8 protein-coding genes are annotated in these 17,627 nt (G+C 42.1%); all 8 read right to left on the bottom strand.

Annotated features, from left to right (window positions below; all coding sequences use genetic code 11):
* Nucleotides 1-57: 57 nt before the first annotated feature.
* Entirely contained in the window at nt 58-2,439 is a 2,382-nt protein-coding gene (locus GS399_RS10825) for an ABC transporter permease (RefSeq protein ID WP_160844634.1), read from the bottom strand.
* 73 nt (nt 2,440-2,512) lie between these two features.
* Entirely contained in the window at nt 2,513-4,894 is a 2,382-nt protein-coding gene (locus GS399_RS10820; RefSeq protein WP_160844633.1) for an ABC transporter permease, read from the bottom strand.
* 17 nt (nt 4,895-4,911) lie between these two features.
* Nucleotides 4,912-5,142, bottom strand: a complete 231-nt coding sequence (locus GS399_RS10815) for a hypothetical protein (protein WP_160844632.1) — start codon at nt 5,140-5,142, stop codon at nt 4,912-4,914.
* 67 nt (nt 5,143-5,209) lie between these two features.
* Nucleotides 5,210-7,618 (bottom strand): ABC transporter permease, encoded by a 2,409-nt coding sequence (locus tag GS399_RS10810; protein ID WP_160844631.1) that lies wholly within the window; start codon nt 7,616-7,618, stop codon nt 5,210-5,212.
* Nucleotides 7,619-7,638: 20 nt separating this feature from the next.
* The gene (locus GS399_RS10805) at nt 7,639-10,020 is read right to left on the bottom strand and encodes an ABC transporter permease (protein WP_160844630.1); all 2,382 of its coding nucleotides are present in this window, start codon (nt 10,018-10,020) and stop codon (nt 7,639-7,641) included.
* Nucleotides 10,021-10,359: 339 nt separating this feature from the next.
* A complete protein-coding gene (locus GS399_RS10800; RefSeq protein ID WP_160844629.1) occupies nt 10,360-12,720 on the bottom strand; it encodes an ABC transporter permease in 2,361 nt (786 codons plus the stop codon).
* A 43-nt stretch (nt 12,721-12,763) separates the two neighbouring features.
* Entirely contained in the window at nt 12,764-15,118 is a 2,355-nt protein-coding gene (locus GS399_RS10795; protein ID WP_160844628.1) for an ABC transporter permease, read from the bottom strand.
* A 65-nt stretch (nt 15,119-15,183) separates the two neighbouring features.
* Entirely contained in the window at nt 15,184-17,562 is a 2,379-nt protein-coding gene (locus tag GS399_RS10790; protein ID WP_160844627.1) for an ABC transporter permease, read from the bottom strand.
* Nucleotides 17,563-17,627 lie beyond the last annotated feature (65 nt).

Genomic DNA, 17,627 nt, shown 5'->3' with positions numbered 1-17,627 from the left:
ACTTATTTTTGAAGTAGCAGTAATTCCTGCAACTAATATCTGACACTGCTACTAGGTCTATTCTGTTCTCAAACTTTTTACCGGATTTGTCAGAGCAGCCCTGATGGCCTGGAAACTGACTGTAGCCAGCGTTATAGCCAGCAATGCAGCCGCGGTGATTACAAAAATCCAGATGGAAATTTCCATGCGGTATTCATATCCCTGCAGCCATTTGTTCATAAAATACCAGGCTGCCGGGATAGCGATAAGGTAAGAAGCAGACACCAGCAGCAAAAATTCTTTTGACAGCAATTGCCACAGGTTGGTAATCGATGCGCCTAAAACCTTTCTTACGCCAATTTCTTTTGTGCGTTGTTCCGCAAGGAATGATGCCAGGCCGAAAATTCCGAGGCAGCTGATGAACACGGCAAATACCGCAAAAAAAGTTGCCAGGCTGCCAATCCGTTGTTCAGAAGCAAATTTTGCAGCAAAGTCATCATCTACGAAACTATATTCGAAAGGCGTGGAAGGACTGTATTTTTTAAAAACCGGCTGGATTTTTTCGAGCGCTGCCTGCATGCTGATCGCGGGATTGGCCTTAATTGTGATAACCCCAACGTTTTCATAGTTCATCATAAAAACGGTCGGCACCGGCTGGGCAAATGGCGATTCCATGATCGGGTTTTGTATAACACCGATCACGCGGAAATTTGTATCGCCGAATTTGACTGTCTCACCAACGGCGTTTTTCAAACCCATAAATTTCACCGCTGCTTCGTTTAATACCATTCCCACGCTGTCGGTAGCGAATCTTCGTGAAAAATCGCGGCCTGATGTAAACTTCCATCCAACCGTATTGCCAAAATCATGTGTTACCCACGATACGCTGAACGAGGGCTCAAGCTTCGGATTCTTTCCTTTCCAGTCGAAGCCGATGAGGTGCGCGTTGACATCGGTTGCAGGGTTACTCGCTTCAGCCATGTTAACAGCAGCGCCGGTATTAATCAGTTCATTTCGCAACAGATCATATTTCCCATACAGATCAGGAGTTTTCATGAAGACAGTGATTAAACCGTTTTTATTAAAGCCGATCGGACGGTTTTTAGCATGCTGAATTTGTTGAAAAATGATAACGGTACCGATAACCAGAGTTATAGAAACGGTAAATTGTATAACCACCAGCACCTTCCTTGGCATCGACGCAAATTTTCCTGCTTTAAAGGTGCCTTTCAGAACCTTCAGCGGATTGAATGATGACAAATAAAATGCAGGATAACTTCCTGCAAGCAGGCCGGTGAACAAGGTAAAGCTGCAAGCCAGGATCCAGAAAATACCATTGGTCCAGGGAATATTGATCTGTTTAGCGGAAAGCTCGTTGAAGAGCGGTATTGCCAACTGTACCAGAATGATGGATAAGACGAGTGAAATACAGGTAATAAGAACCGATTCACAAAGAAATTGGATGATCAGCTCCTTGCGCCTCGAACCAACTGCTTTCCGCACACCAACTTCCCTCGCTCTTTTCTGCGAACGCGCGGTACTGAGGTTCATAAAGTTGATGCATGCAAGCAGTAGTACAAAAACACCAATGATTCCGAACATCCATACAAACTGAATGGTGCCGCCGGAATTCTTGCCGTCTTTAAAATCATTATACAAATGCCAGCTTTTCATTGGGTGCAGAAATACTTTCGGATCGTCATTACGGTCCGGTTTTCCCTGCAGCAAATTTCTAACCCGCTGGGATACTTCCGCGGCGGTTTTATTGTCTGCCAGTTGTGCATAAATTACAAATGAGTTGTTATTCCATTGTGAGTAGGCTTCTTTAATCCAGGGCCGGTCGGCTACGGTGTAGGCCCAGGGAATTATAAAGTCTGATCCATAAAAATTGGTATTGTGAGGAAAGTCCTCATAAACACCGTTGATCTTCATGACGCTTTTATTGTTCATCCGCACCATTTTATTCATCGGATCTGTGTCGCCAAAAAGTGTTTTAGCAAGCGATTGACTGATCAAAATCGAAGAGGGGTCGTTGAGCCCGGCGCGGCTGCCTGCGATCATTTTCAGGGACAATATTTCCGTGATCTCCGGTTCGGCAGTGAACGCGTTTCGGCTAACCTTTTTATCCTGGTAAGCGAGAATCTGCTTGTTAGTGTATCGGGCCAGGGCGATATGCTTGAAATTGGACGCGTACTTTGTGCGCAGCTCTGTCGCGGCCGGTATCGGCATTACAAATTCGGTCGAAATCCTGTTAAATGAATCATCGTTCCAGTTATGCATAACCTGAACGATACTGTCGTAGTTCCTGAAGCTTTTGTTGAAAGACAGCTCGTCCCAAATCCAAAAACCGATCAGCAAAGCAACGGCCATACCTATCGAAAGGCCGACAATATTAATGGCAGAGTAGATCTTGTTTTTAATAAGGTTCCGCCAGGCGATTTTAAAATAATTTTTTAGCATGGTTTGGGGTTTTGAGTACCAGGTTTCGGGTATCAGGTTGACTCGTTCCTGATGCCCGTTACCTGACACTTGTTTATTCTGTTCTTAAACTTTTTACCGGATTAGCCAAAGCGGCCCTGATAGCCTGGAAGCTGACGGTTAACAATGTAATTATTAATGCTCCGACGCCGGCTACTGTAAATATCCACCAGCTTACGTCAGTTCGGTAATCGTATTTCTCTAACCATTGGTGCATACCATACCATGCCAGCGGTATGGCTATTGCCAGCGCTATCAATACTAATATGACAAAATCTTTGGATAGCAATTGCCATAAATTAAGCACTGACGCGCCAACTACTTTGCGTATGCCAATTTCTTTGGTTCGCTGTTCAGCTACAAAAGATGCAAGGCCAAATAAACCTAAACAAGAAATGAAAATAGCAAGAACAGCAAACACAGTGGCTAATTTGCCAATGCGTTCTTCGTCGCCGAATTTTTTTGCAAAATCCTCGTCTACAAATTTAAATTCAAAGGATGAGGCGGGATCGTATTTCTTAAACGTATTCTCAATTTTAGCCAACGCATCTGAAGCAGTAAGGGACGGGTTAATTTTAAGCTGAATAACACCTTCCTGCTCTTTGGAAATGTGGAAAAGTGATGCTCTTATCGGTTTGTACGGTGATTCAACCAACATATCTTTAACAATTCCTATGACTTTATAGGGTTTTCCTTCCCATTTTAAAATCTGTCCGATCGGTTTTTTGAAACCAATAAATTTCGCCGCTGATTCGTTCATGATAAATGCCAGGGAGTCAGAAGCCAATTCCTTTGAAAAATCTCTTCCTTCAATAATCTCCCAACCAATTACTTTTCCGTATTCATGAGTAACACCATTATTTGGAAAATCCACGGCCTGGTTAGGATCCTTTCCGGCCCAGTCGAAACCTCCATTTGTATTCCATACTTCGGTAGCAGGGCTGGTTGATTCAGTCATTTCGACTATGATATTACGCGACTTTAATTCATTTCTCAAGGCATCATATTTGCTATGGAGCACCTCATTTGAACCAACGTATATGATGCTTTCACGGTTGTAGCCAATTGGTCTGTCTTTCGCATGTTGTATTTGCTGATAAACCACTATTGTTCCGATAATCAAAATGATGGAAACCGAAAACTGAAGCACTACCAATACTTTACGAGGTATAGCTGCAAACCGGCCTACGCGAAAAGTGCCTTTTAACACTTTAACCGGCTGAAATGATGATAAATAAAAAGCGGGATAACTGCCGGCTATAAACCCGGTGAAAATGCTGAAGCCGATTCCGAAAAGCCAAAATAGCGGGTTAGTCCATAAAAGCGATATTTGTTTATCGGCTACTTCATTGAAAGAAGGAATAGCTAAATATACCAGTACCAGCGAAAGTGCAAATGAAATCATAACCACCAGGAACGAATCGCTTAAGAACTGAACGATCAACTGGCTGCGGAATGAACCTATGGCTTTTCTAACGCCCACTTCTTTAGCTCGTTTTTCGGAACGTGCTGTACTTAAATTCATAAAATTGATGCAGGCCAGCAGCAAAACAAACAAGCCTACGACTCCGAACAACCACACATACTGAATACGGCCGCCAATGTTAACGCCATTTTTGAAATCGCCATTCAAATGCCACTTCTTCATTGGTTGTAAAAACATCGCGGCCTTAAATCTTTTTTCATCGGGACCAACAGCATTGAGCTTGACATTTTTAATTTTTACCGACACTTTTTCCATGTCAGCGTTATCGGCTACCTGTGCAAAAGTTTGAGTAAAGTTACTTCCCCAGGGATTTTTCATTTCCTTGATCCAGGGATTTGAAACCAGGTAAAGGTCCCATGGCAAAATATAAGTAAGCTCCCTGAATGAAGTGTTGTATGGCAGGTCCTCGTAGACGCCGGTAACCTTTACATCTACTTTGTTGTCAATTTTTATAACCCTATTCATAGGATTTGCATTACCGAAGTACGCTTTTGCGACAGATTCGGACAGTAAAATTGAATAAGTATCTTTCAACCCAGCCCTTGTTCCTTTTAGCATCTTAAGTGAAAGCATTTCCGTAACATCCGGTTCAAAATAAGAGCCTGATTTCAGAAGTTTTTTATCCCCAACGGTTAAAGTGTGCGAAAAATTCCAGGAAGATTGCAGCACATATTTGAAGTCGCTGCCGTATTTATTCCTTATTTCCTGCGCTAATACAGCAGGGTTGGAAAACTGGGTGCTCACCTCGCCATTAAAAAGCTGGTTCTGCATTACCCTGGCAATTTTTTCGTAGTTCTTATGATACTTGTCAAATGACAATTCATCCCATATCCAAAGCCCGATAAGTATGGCGACGGCCATCCCGACAGCAAGGCCGAAAATATTAATGGCGCTATAGCCTTTGTTTTTAACGAGATTTCGCCAGGCTATTGTGAAATAATTTTTTAACATAATTGGTTGCTTTAGTATTATTTACCGTTGAAGCCTAATGAGTCAAGCACGTGTGCTTTCAGCTTGTTCTTCTGGCTGTTACTCATACGCTGGACGTCGAATTCCCGGTCATAGTCTATGGTATCTTTTCTGGCTTGTATACGCATGGTCTTGCCATTGTCACTAACTTTTATGCTGACATCATTTTTGTGACAGGCAGACAAACCAAGGACTAGGGCGCAAATAATTTTGAAATAGTTTTTGATCATAATTTTTAACTTTTAGGTAGCAGGTTTTGATTACGGCTCGCAGCTGATACCTGTTACCAGGACTATTTTATTCCGTTCGTAAACTTTTGACAGGATTTGTTAGTGCGGCTTTAATTGCCTGGAAACTGACTGTAACGATTGCCACCAGCAAGGTTAACAGCCCGGCCAGTATAAATATCCACCAGCTGATATTTACACGGTACGCAAAATCCTGCAACCATTTATTCATTGCCCATAACGAGATGGGAAAGGCCAGTACAAAAGAAGTCAATACCAGGTAAACAAAATTTTTGGAAATCAATGTGGTGATATTGAAAACAGTAGCCCCCAATACTTTTCGTATGCCAATTTCTTTGACACGTTGCTCAGCGCTAAAGGCAGCCAGGCCAAATAGTCCTAAACAGCCGATGAAGATGGCCATTCCCGTAAAAATCCAAAGTAATGATGCCAGCTTTTGCTCGGCGCTGTAAAGTGCGCCAAAGCTTTCGTCCATAAACGCGTAATCGAGCGGATCGGATACATACCTGGACCAAACGGTTTTGATATGTGTTAATGCACGATCAACGCCTTTACCCTTAATCTTAACCGCGACTTTATAATATTCAGGATAGATTTGCAGTACCTGGCTGTTAACCTTTTCATGAAGACTTTTAAAATGAAAGTCTTTAATCACACCTATTATTTTGCCTTTCTTTACCGGATCGGCGGCATCTTTATTCCATTTATTCCAGTGAAGTTTCTGGCCGATAGCATGCTGAGGGGTGCCAAAACCAAGTTCTTTTACCGCGGTTTCGTTAATAATAAAGGCCTGATCCTTATCCGTAGAAAAATTCTTTGAAAAATTCCTGCCTGCGATCAGATGAAGTCCAAGCGTCGTTATATAATCTTCGTCTGTTAAGAATAAGCTGACAGGGTATTGTTTGTTGTCATTTTTAGGAACGATAATTTCATCACCTGCAAAAATATCACCGGGCAAGCCGTACCCAGCCGTTGCCGAAATAACATCCGGCGATTCCATCAGATCATTCTTAAACGCTGCAATTTTGCTTTCAAGGCCGCCACGCAATTGAAAAGTTACAACCTGGTCTTTTGAAAAGCCAAGGTCTTTATCATGCAGATATTTTACCTGACGATAAACAACCAGGGCACAAACGATCAGCAGTACTGATAATGTAAACTGGAGAACGATTAGTCCTTGGCGTAAAATAACTTGCTTATTGTTTGTTGAAATGGTATTAATGCCTTTCAAAACTTTAATTGGCTGAAAGGAAGAAAGTACCATAGCTGGATATATGCCGGCGGCAATGCCGATAACTAAACTTCCCGCTATTAGTAGCAAAGCCAAAACGGGTTGAGTTAAAATATTAAAGGAAATGGATTTGCCGGTAAAATTATTTAACCATGGTAATAGAAGCGTTGAAATGACGCTTGCGATCAAAACTGAAATAATTGAAAGCAAAATGGTTTCACCGGTAAATTGCAGGAGCAACTGCCGGCGCTCCGCACCAATAACTTTACGGACGCCTATTTCTTTTGCTCGGCGGAAGGAGCGTGCAGTAGCAAGGTTAACAAAGTTGAAACAAGCAATAACAAGAACAAAAACGGCAATGATGGTAAGTGCTTTTACGTAGGTAATGTTTCCCCGCCTGGCAATATCCCATTCGAAATCCGACGACTTTAAGTGAATGTCACGTAACGGTTGCAGGAAAGGGGCATAGCTATAACCGGAAGCTTGCGTTGTTGGATTTGATTTTTCTTTTACCTCTTTCTGGAATTTGATTAAAAATGCGCCTGGATCTGCGTTCTTTTTTAATTTCAGATAAGTAAAGAATTGCTGCCATCCCCAACTTTCCATACGTTCTTTGGGCACGTTTAACGAAGAAAGAGAAGTTAAATAGGCGAAATCTAAATGAAAATGTTCCGGCAATGGAGCAAGTACGCCGGTTACCCGGAAGGGTTCCTTGTCAACCTGAACGACTTTTCCTACAGGGTCCTTTCCTGCAAAATATTTTTGTGCTAGTTTTTCGGTCAGTACAATTGTATTCTTATCGGCGAGTGCGTTAACTGCAGATCCCTTTGAGAAAGCCAATGGGAAAAACGAAAAAAAACTATTTTCCGCCATCAGCCCTTTTTCCTCGTAGCCTTTTTTTTCACCGCTCTCTAACAGAATGCGATTTGGAATATTTAAAAGACGCAGGGTTTCTTCAACTTCCGGGAACTGCTGTTTTGCAAACGGCGCAAAAGTTGGCGGTACCATTGCCATGTTCGTCGTACCATTGCTGGTAGTCCGCTGATTGTAAATTCTGAATAGTTGGTCGGCACCTTTAAAATCATCGTATTGCTTTTCATCCCAAACAAATAGCCCGATCAGCAGACAACCCACAACTCCAATTGTTAAGCTGGCAATGTTGATTAATGAAAAGCCCTTATAGCGCCATAGGTTCCGCAAAGCCGTCTTTAAATAGTTCTTGTTCATAACGCGGTATTTTTTAAAAGCTATTCCGTTCTCAAACTTTTAACCGGGTTTGTTAGTGCTGCCTTGATAGCCTGGAAGCTGATAGTAACAAAAGCTATCACTGCAGCCGTGATTCCGGCGAGAGCAAAAATCCACCACACGATATTGATACGGTAGGCGAAATCGCTTAGCCAGTAGTGCATTGTCAGCCATGCGATAGGCGAGGCAATTACAAAAGCTACCAATACCAGTTTCAGAAAATCAACCGACAGCAGGTTGACGATTCCGGAAACCGACGCACCCATAACTTTACGTATTCCGATTTCGCGCGTACGCTGCATGGTGCTGTAAGAGGCAAGTCCAAGCAATCCAAGGCATGAAATAAATATGGCAAGCACCGCAAAATTGAGAAACAGGTTTCCGAACCTTTGCTGGGCGCGGTATTGACTGTCAAAAAACTCATCCAGGAATTCGTAGCTAAATGGCCTGTTAGGAATAAGTTCCTTCCATTTGCTTTCTATAGACCTTATTGTGCCGGGTAAATTTGAGCCTGCAATTTTAACAGTTATCAGGTTGCATCCGTCGGGCTCGATGCGCATACTCAGGGGTTTAATGTTTTCCTGCAATGAGCGGAAATGAAAATCTTTAACAACGCCTACGATTTTTCCTTCGCGTCCCCATTGTTTAAAACGTTTGCCAAGAGCCTGGTCGGGAGAACTATAGCCAAACATTTTTACGGCTGCTTCATTCAAGACCATTGCCTGTGTCGTATCAGTAGCGAATTCTTTCTGAAAAGGTCTTCCTGCCACCATTTTCATGTTAAACTGCGTGATATAGTCGAAATCAACGAAATACAAATCAAGGTTAGCAACCTGCAGATCACCTTTTTTATTTTCTATTTCTGAATAAGCGCCCGGATTTCCACCGCCCGGCACGCTGGACGACATCGCAATCGATTTAATATTTGGCAGTCGCGAAATTTCTTCTTTTAATGATTTTTTCGCTTTGTCGCCATTCGTATCTAATATCAGAACCTGGTCTTTGTTAAATCCAAGATCCTGGCTTCGCATGTAGCTCATTTGTTTGTAAACTATGATGGTACCGATGATCAGCGATATGGATATGGTAAATTGGGTTACCACCAGTACCTTTCGAAGGAGGATACCGCGGCTGCCGGATGAAAACCTTCCCTTTAAAATTAATACCGGTTTGAACGATGCCAGGATAAGTGCCGGGTACAATCCCGCAAGGAAACCGATTATAATAGATCCAATAAATAATATGCCGACAAATGTAAGATTACTGAAAATTCCGCTGCTGACAGTTTTGCCGGCCAGTTGGTTAAACAGGGGTAGAAGCAGGGCCGATACTATCAGGGTAAAGATGAATGCGGTTAAGCAAAGTATAATCGATTCGCCGATGAATTGCCCGGCTAACTGACTTTTTACAGCTCCGACAACCTTCCGTATCCCAACTTCTTTGGCACGTTCTGTCGAGCGCGCGGTTGTAAGATTGATAAAGTTGATGCATGCAATTGCCAATATAAATACAGCGATCATTGAGAAAATATAGACGTTGGTGATATTTCCTGTCTTTGATCCGTCGCGTGTTGAGTAAAGGTAAACATCGCGCAAAGGCTCGAGGAACAAGGTGGCATACATCTTCGAGTCTTTCATCTGTTTGCCATTCATTTTTTCAAGGAACGCCGGCAATTTTTTCTCGAGTGCTTTTGCATTAGTACCGGGTTTTAACAGCACATAAGCCGAAGAACCGTAGTTGCCCCACTGATCATCGAGCCCTTTATTGAGATTCCTGGTAAGGGTGGACATGGAAATTAACAGATCTGCCCTTATCTGCGAGTTTTCAGGAATGTCTTTCATTACCCCTGTAACCTTGGCAGGAATCGCGTCGCCGGTGAACAGCAGCGTTTGTCCGACTGGGTTGCTGCTACCGAAATATTTTTTAGCAGTACTTTCTGATAGTACAACGCTAAATGGATTGTTTAATGCTGTCCTGCGATCACCTTTTACAAGTTCAAAATCAAATACATGAAAGAATGCTGAATCAACAAATGCGGATTTGTCTTCCTGGAATTTAACATCGCCGCGGCGGACCAGAAAGCTTTCTCGGCTGACCCGCACAGCCGACTCAATTTCGGGAAACGCTCCATCGATATGAGGCGCTACCGCCCAGGACGGGCCGGATGCATTAATTACTTCTGTCGGAGTTTTGATGTCGCATATAATCCGGTAAATACGATCGGACTTTTTGTGCATTGAATCATAACTCAGTTCAAACGTTACATAAAGTACAATCAGGGCGCATGCAGTCATTCCAACCGCAAGGCCCAGTACATTTAAAAAGGAAAAGCCTTTGTGTCTCCAAAGGTTCCGTAATGCGGTTTTAAAGTAGTTCTTTATCATGGTTTTTGGGTGTCGGAAATCCGGTATCGGGTTTTAGGTATCAGGTTTAAGGTGTCAGGTATCAGTCCTCAAGTGAACGGCCAGGAGCCACCAACTATGAACTATTAGCTACTAACCAATGAACCGTCAACCAATAACCATCACCAACCATCCCGTTACAGATTAAATGCCATAGTTAAAAACGCTTATTTTGGCGCGCTGAACCGTATAATTGAGAATTCGGTGTTCGTTATCGCACAGTTTGCGTTCGTAAGCGAACGAATTTTGTAGGATAAGAGCCATCAGCGTTTACAGGCATTGCTATAACAGGACAGCTCTTTGGATTTGGTCTTCGGCTGCTTATTCCGTTCGTAAACTCTTTACAGGGTTGGCAACGGCTGCCTTTATGGATTGAAAGCTGATAGTAAATAACGTGATTATAATGACAGCAATTCCCGCAATTACAAATGTCGCTGGTGTTAAATGTATGCGATAAGCAAAGCCCTGCAGCCAATTATACATCAACCACCACGACACAGGAAAAGCTATCAACAGCGAAATGACTATCAGTTTCAAAAAGTCTTTTGATAACATAGCAGTAATATTGCTTACAGAAGCTCCAACCACCTTTCTTATACCAATCTCCTTTCTCCTTTTTTGTGCAGTGAAAGCAGCTAAACCAAACAAACCAAGGCATGAAATGATAATGGCTAAGCCTGCAAAATATTTTGATAAGGCAGATACCCTTGTTTCACTTTCATATTGTTGTTGATAAGATTCATTCAGAAAATTAAACGTAAATGGAAAGCCTGGATTAAAGCGTTTATATAGCTGTTCAATTGCGCTGATTGTTACTTGCTGATTATTACTGCTGATACTTGCAACGATAGTGCCGCGTTGTGGTACAAGAACTAGGTAAGAGGGTTTTATTTCTGCATGCATCGATTCAAAATGAAAATCTTTGACAATGCCGATTACCTGCATATTCCTCCCGTCAAGCTTTACAATTTTGCCAAGCGGATCGGCTAAATGCATAGCTTTTACAGCAGCCTCATTTAAAATTATTGTTGTTGAATCAGCGCCAAAGGTTTTTAAAAATGCCCTGCCTTCCTTTATGTGCATGCCCATTGTCTCGACAAAGTTGTAATCCGTTTCAAAACCCTCAAAAAATGTGTTGTCATTTAACGGTTTACCGGCCCATTCCAAACCGTTTGTAGCGAAATTGTGCCCAACCATACGGTGGTTTGTAGCGCTCGCGTTTTTAACGCCGTTTATCTTTTTCAATTCGGCAATAAATGCATCTTGTTTTATACTGAGGCCACCTTCTGCAGCCAAGCGTATTACATTATTTTTATTATAACCGGGGTCGGCGTTTTGAATGAATTGTATTTGTTGATATATAACGAATACTGTAACAATTAAAACAGTTGATAATGTAAATTGAAAAACAACCAAACCTTTTCGTGACAACAATTCTGCTGCTGATGTATTCAACTGGCCCTTTAGAACAGATAGCGGATTGAATTTAGAAATGTATAAAGCCGGATAACCGCCGGAAAGAAATCCGGTTACTAAAGCAATACCAATAATACCGGTAATCATCTGCCAGGTGAAGTGTAATGAGATATTTTTCCCTGTTATTTGGTTGAACGCGGGCAACAAGAACACTGCAATGGCTATTGCAAGGCCCATCGCGATAAGAGTAAGTAAAAATGACTCGGTAAGAAACTGAATTATTAACTGTTTCCGTGCTGCGCCAACCACTTTTTTAATGCCAACTTCTTTAAACCTGCGTGCAGCTTTAGCCGTGGATAGATTCATGAAATTGATGCACGCGATTGCCATTACAAATACCGCCAGCAATGAAAATAATTTTACATATTCTATCCTTCCGCCGCTTTGCGCATTGCCGTTATAATTATTGTGAAGGTACATGTCAGAAAATTTCATGGCTACTACGTTTGTCGTGGTATCTTCAGAATTTTTTTTGATAGTATTTTTTACGTTCTTATTAAACTGTTCCAGGCTGACGCCTTTCTTTAACAATACATAATTCAATGGGCCGGTGCTGCGCCAATTCGTTACCCAGTTTTTTATTGTTTTGAAATAGTCGAATGACAACACAAAATCAAATTGCTGCGAAGAATTGACAGGCATTTTTTTGAATATACCAGACACGAAAAATGTGGTATCATGATCGAAGTTTACAGGCTTGCCGATAATATTATCGGTGGTGCCGAACAACTTCACCGCAAGTTCGTCACTCAATACAATTGAATTATTGTTTGCCAGCACGTTATTCCTGTTACCAGCGATCAACGGAAATGAAAAAATATTAAAATAATCCTTCTCAGCATACTGCCCGTTTGCCTTAAGGTTTTTATCTTTTACTGAAAGCGTATTTTGCGGAAACCATCCTGGCGGCGCTACTGCTGCGGCATATTCAACCCCGGAAACTGATTGCTTCACGGCCTCACTTAATCTGCCTGAAGATTCTTCTGAATAACTAATTGCTCCATCAGTATTGGTCCGCTGCTCGATCAGCTTAAATAAACGGTCATCATTCGCGAAGAACTTATCATAGCCTATTTCATCACTTACCCAAAGAAAAATGAGCAATGCGCAGGCAAGGCCGGCAGATAAACCCAGTACATTTAGAATGGTGAACTGTTTGTCTTTTAACAGATTGCGCCATGCAATTTTGAGGTTTGTTTTGAACATGGTTTCACACTTTAAGTGAGTTGTAAATAGTTACTGATTTTCCTTATTCCGTTCTCAAACTCTTAACTGGATTGGCAGTTGCCGCTCTCATGGTATTCAGGCTTACAACAACTAATGTCAGAAGCAGTATCAGCACGCCTACAATTGCAAATAACCAAATGCTGATATCAACGTGATAGGTATATTTTTGCAGCCAGATATGCATCATCCACCACGTTAAAGGCACAGCAATAAGAAATGCAATCAAAACCAGCTTTAAAAATTCGGTTGATATAAGCATTAGCAATTGTTGAACGGATGCACCGATCACTTTACGAATGCCAATTTCCCTAAAGCGTTTTTCAATAGTGAAGGATGCCAACCCGGCTAAACCAATGCAGCAAATAAATATGGCAAGTCCCGCAAAAATATTTGTAATGCGGCTGATCAGTTCTTCAGTTACAAATTTCTTCCCAAACTCCTGGTCGGCAAACTTGTATTCAAAAAGATTTTTCGGATTGTATTTTTTGAAAATTTTCTCGAGTGTTTTGAGAGCTGTTTGTGGTTGTACCCCTTCTTTTAACCTGATACTAACCACGCTTGAATTATCGGGGCTGTAATAAATCATCAGCGGGCCGACGGGGTCATAAGGCGACTCCATCACAATGTTGTCGATGACACCAGCCACGGTATATTTTTTGCCATAGCGCATTTCCATTCCGATCGGATTTTTGATATTCATGGCCTCAACGGCGGCTTTATTTAACAGCATAACCGACGAATCTCCGGGCATACCATTAAAGTCACGGCCTTCCAGTATTTTTACGCCCATCGTTTTGGTGAAATCAACATCGGTGCTTAATCCAGAAAATATCAGGCTTGCGTCCGCCGGTTTACCGTTATAATCGGGTGATCCTGATTTCCACCAGATTTCAGTTATTGGCGACGAAGTTCGGGTAACGGCGTTTATCAACCCGGTGTTATATAAATCCTGTTTAACAGCAGCAAAATTTTTATCAATATCACCTGAGGACGGCACCATGATCAGGTTATCAGGATTATAGCCAATTTTCCGGTCTTTGATATGTTGTATTTGTCTGTAGATAATAATTGTCGCCGAGATCAGTACAATCGACATTACAAACTGTCCGATCACTAAAATACGCCGTGGTAAAACAGCCCCTTTGCCTGCAACAAAAGTTCCCTTTAAAACTTTAACCGGACTGAAAGATGAGAGGTAAAGTGCAGGGTAGCTTCCGGCGACAATACCCGTAAATAGAATTATAAAGATCCCACCGGCTAAGAAAAGTGGATCAACGATGTTTAAATGAAGATTTTTATTTACCAGCGTATTGAATAACGGCATGAGCAGAAGAACTGCAGCCGCCGACAGTATAAATGCGATAAGTGAAAGTGTAATAGATTCAAAAAAGAATTGCGTAATGAGTTTTCGTTTATCTGATCCAAGTGTTTTACGAATGCCTACTTCTTTCGCTCGTTTTTCAGAGCGAGCGGTAGACAAGTTCATGAAATTCACACAGGCTATCAACAGAATAATTACGGCGATGACGGTAAACAGCTTTACATATTCAATCAATCCTCCGACGTTTTTCCCATCTTTAAATTCGCTGTATAAGTGCCATTTATTCATTGGGAAAGTGAAATAGGTACTTATTTTATCGTTGGCGTCATGGTCATGCTTAACCTTGTCGATAAACTTGTCGACGGCAGCCATATTGGCGCCCGGCGTTGTTTGAATAAATACGCTATGTGATGAGTTAACCCATTCATGCATCCGGTTTTTGATGAAATCTGACGAATAATCAAACGGTGCGATAAAATCAAACTTAAAGGTCGAATTGTCCGGAGGATCGGCGACAACGGCGCTTATCTTATAATTTTGTTCGTTATCAATTTTAATTACTTTATTGATAGGGTCGCTATCGCCGAAAAATGATTTAGCGGCCGATTGGGTGATAACAATTGATTTCGGATCACTAATCGCGTTAGTCGGACTACCTTTAATAAACCTCCAGGAAAAAATATTGAAAAACTGGTCGCTTACCTGGTATAAGTCCTTTTTTAGTTTGGTATCGCCATATTCGATCAAATGCGATTCCTGGTGTGTTGTAACCACGGTTCTTTTAATCATCGGATTTCCGCCTTCCAATGCTTTGGCCAGCGGAAGAACCATATTTGGATCGGTGAAAATATTGTTCTTGAAATCGCGGGTTGCCATCACCTGGTAAATATTGTCGTGATTGGCATGAAACTTATCATAAGCAAGCTCATCCTTCACCCACAAAAGGATAAAGATGGTACATGTCATCCCGATAGTCAGCCCCAGGATATTTGTAAGCGAGAAACCTTTATTCCTTACCAGGTTCCGCCAAGCTATTTTGATGAAGTTTCTGATCATGATATTTGTTTTTAGGTATCGGGTAACGGGTGTCAGTTGAATCCTGCCTGACACCCGATACCTGGTTATTCCGTCCTTAAACTCTTTATCGGGTTAGAAAGCGCTGCTTTGATAGATTGGAAGCTCACAGTTATAATCGTTACAACCATCGCCCCGGCGCATGCGAGAAGGAAAACCCACCAGGAAATTTCTGTGCGGTAATTATATCGCTGCAACCAGCCATTTAAATAATACCACGCAACAGGGACCGCGATACAGCATGAGATAATTACCAGTATTGCAAAGTCCTTCGACAGCATTTGCCATAAGTTGAACACCGACGCTCCTAATACTTTGCGCACGCCGATCTCCTTGGTGCGCTGTTCTGCAACGAAAGAAGCAAGGCCGAGCAAGCCAAGGCATGATATAAAAATGGCGAGCACGGCGAATAATGTCGCTAGGTTGCCTATTCGTTTTTCGTCGTTGAATTTTTTCGCATATTCATCGTCAACAAATTTGTAGTCGAAAGGAGCGCCCGGATTGTATTTCTTAAATACGCCTTCAATTTTCGACAAAGCGTTTTGTAAGGGCACTCCCGATTTCATATGCACGAGTATCAGGTTCGCCCAGCCGGGATTGTAAGCAAAAATAGTGGGCTGCACTGGCTCGTATGGCGATTGCATAACCATATCCTTAATTACTCCGACAACGGAATAATTTTTATCATTCCATTTGATCGTTTTGCCAACAATATTCTTTAATCCGGTTAGTTTAACAGCCGACTCGTTCAAAATCAGCGACAAGCTGTCGGAAAAGCTTTTTGAGAAATCGCGGCCTTCTTTAATTTGCCAGTTAATAGTTTTTCCATAGTCACCCGTAACGCCAATCGTCCCAAATAATGGCAGTGAATTAGGATCCTTTCCTTCCCAGCTAAATCCAATCTGATTGGAATAGACATCGGTTGTCGGGCTAGATGATTCAGCCATGTTATCGACTACTCCGGTGGATATAAGGTCATTTCTGATCGCGTCATAATGACCGTAAAGATCCGGCGTGGTCATGTCGATTCTGATAAGGCCTTCCCGGCTGTAATTTACCGGGCGGTTCCGGGCAAATTCAATTTGTTTGAAGACGATAATAGTTCCTATGATTAACGTAATTGAAACAGTGAACTGAACGACTACCAGTACTTTACGGGGCAATGAGGCAAACCGTCCTACGCGATAAGTGCCTTTTAAAACTTGTATCGGATCGAAACTTGAAAGGTAAAACGCCGGATAGCTTCCCGAAACAAAACCTGTGAAAATTGTAAACGCCAGGCAAGTAAGCCAAAACCAAGGATTTGCCCAAGGCAGAGACATATCTTTATTGGATATTGAGTTGAATACAGGGAGCAGCAGAAGTGCAAAAATGATCGAAACCAAAAAAGCTATGAAGGAGATAACCAGTGATTCACTTAAGAACTGGCCGATCAGTTGTTGTTTTAATGAGCCAACTGTTTTGCGGATACCTACTTCTTTGGCGCGTTTCTCGCTTCTGGCGGTAGAAAGATTCATGAAGTTGATACAGGCTAACAGTAGTACGAACGCGCCGATTATTGCAAAAAGCCATACAAATTGAATCGCGCCGCCGACAACTTTCCCGTTTTTAAATTCGCTGTACAAGCGCCAGTTATCCATGGGCTGAAGTATAAGTTCTTCCTTGCCATCCTGCGCCGCGTTTAAATGCTTCATGGAAGCATCCTTGATTTTTTTGGTGACCTTTCCGAAATCGCCGTTACTGTTTATCTGGACGAAACATTGAAACGAGTGGTTTCCCCAGTGTGTCATCGATTCCTTCAACCATTTTTCAGTCGTTTTGTATTTCTCCCAGTTTAAAAAGATCTTCGCTTCTTTTAATGTAGTGTTTTCTGGAAGATCCTCAAACACACCTGTTACTTTATAAGTTTCTTTGTTGTCGAGCTTCAGCATCTTGTTGATAGGATCCGAATCGCCAAACATTGATTTCGCAATGGATTCGCTGATCAGAATCGACGAAAGATCGGTAAGCCCTTTGATGCTTCCTTTAACCATACGCAACGAAATCATCGCCGGAAAATTTGGCTCGACCCACATTCCCTGTGCCGATATTTTATTATCGCCCCTGGCAACGATGTGCCCGAAATTCCAGGACGCCATGGACACGTTTTTAAAGTCGCTGCCATATTTCGCCCGTAACTCAGTGGACAAAGGCATTGCGACAGCAGCTCCTGTACCTGTTTCTCCGTTAAAAGTTTGAGTGGTCATCACCTGCGCCAGCTCTTTATGATTGGTGTGGTACTCATTGTAAGTTAACTCATCCCATATCCATAAGCCAATCAGTAGGGCAACAGCCATTCCTGTGGCAAGCCCGAGAATGTTGATAGCTGAATACACTTTGTTTTTTAAAAGATTCCGCCAGGCGATTTTGATGAAGTTCTTGATCATTGTTTTTGTTTTTAGATGACAGGTGTCAGTAAGAGGTATTGGCTGATTCCTGCCTGATACCCGAT

Source organism: Hufsiella arboris (genome assembly GCF_009834875.1).
Lineage (GTDB): Bacteria > Bacteroidota > Bacteroidia > Sphingobacteriales > Sphingobacteriaceae > Hufsiella_A > Hufsiella_A arboris.
Note: the sequence above shows the minus strand (reverse complement) of the source record. Positions and strands in the feature narration are given on the sequence as shown.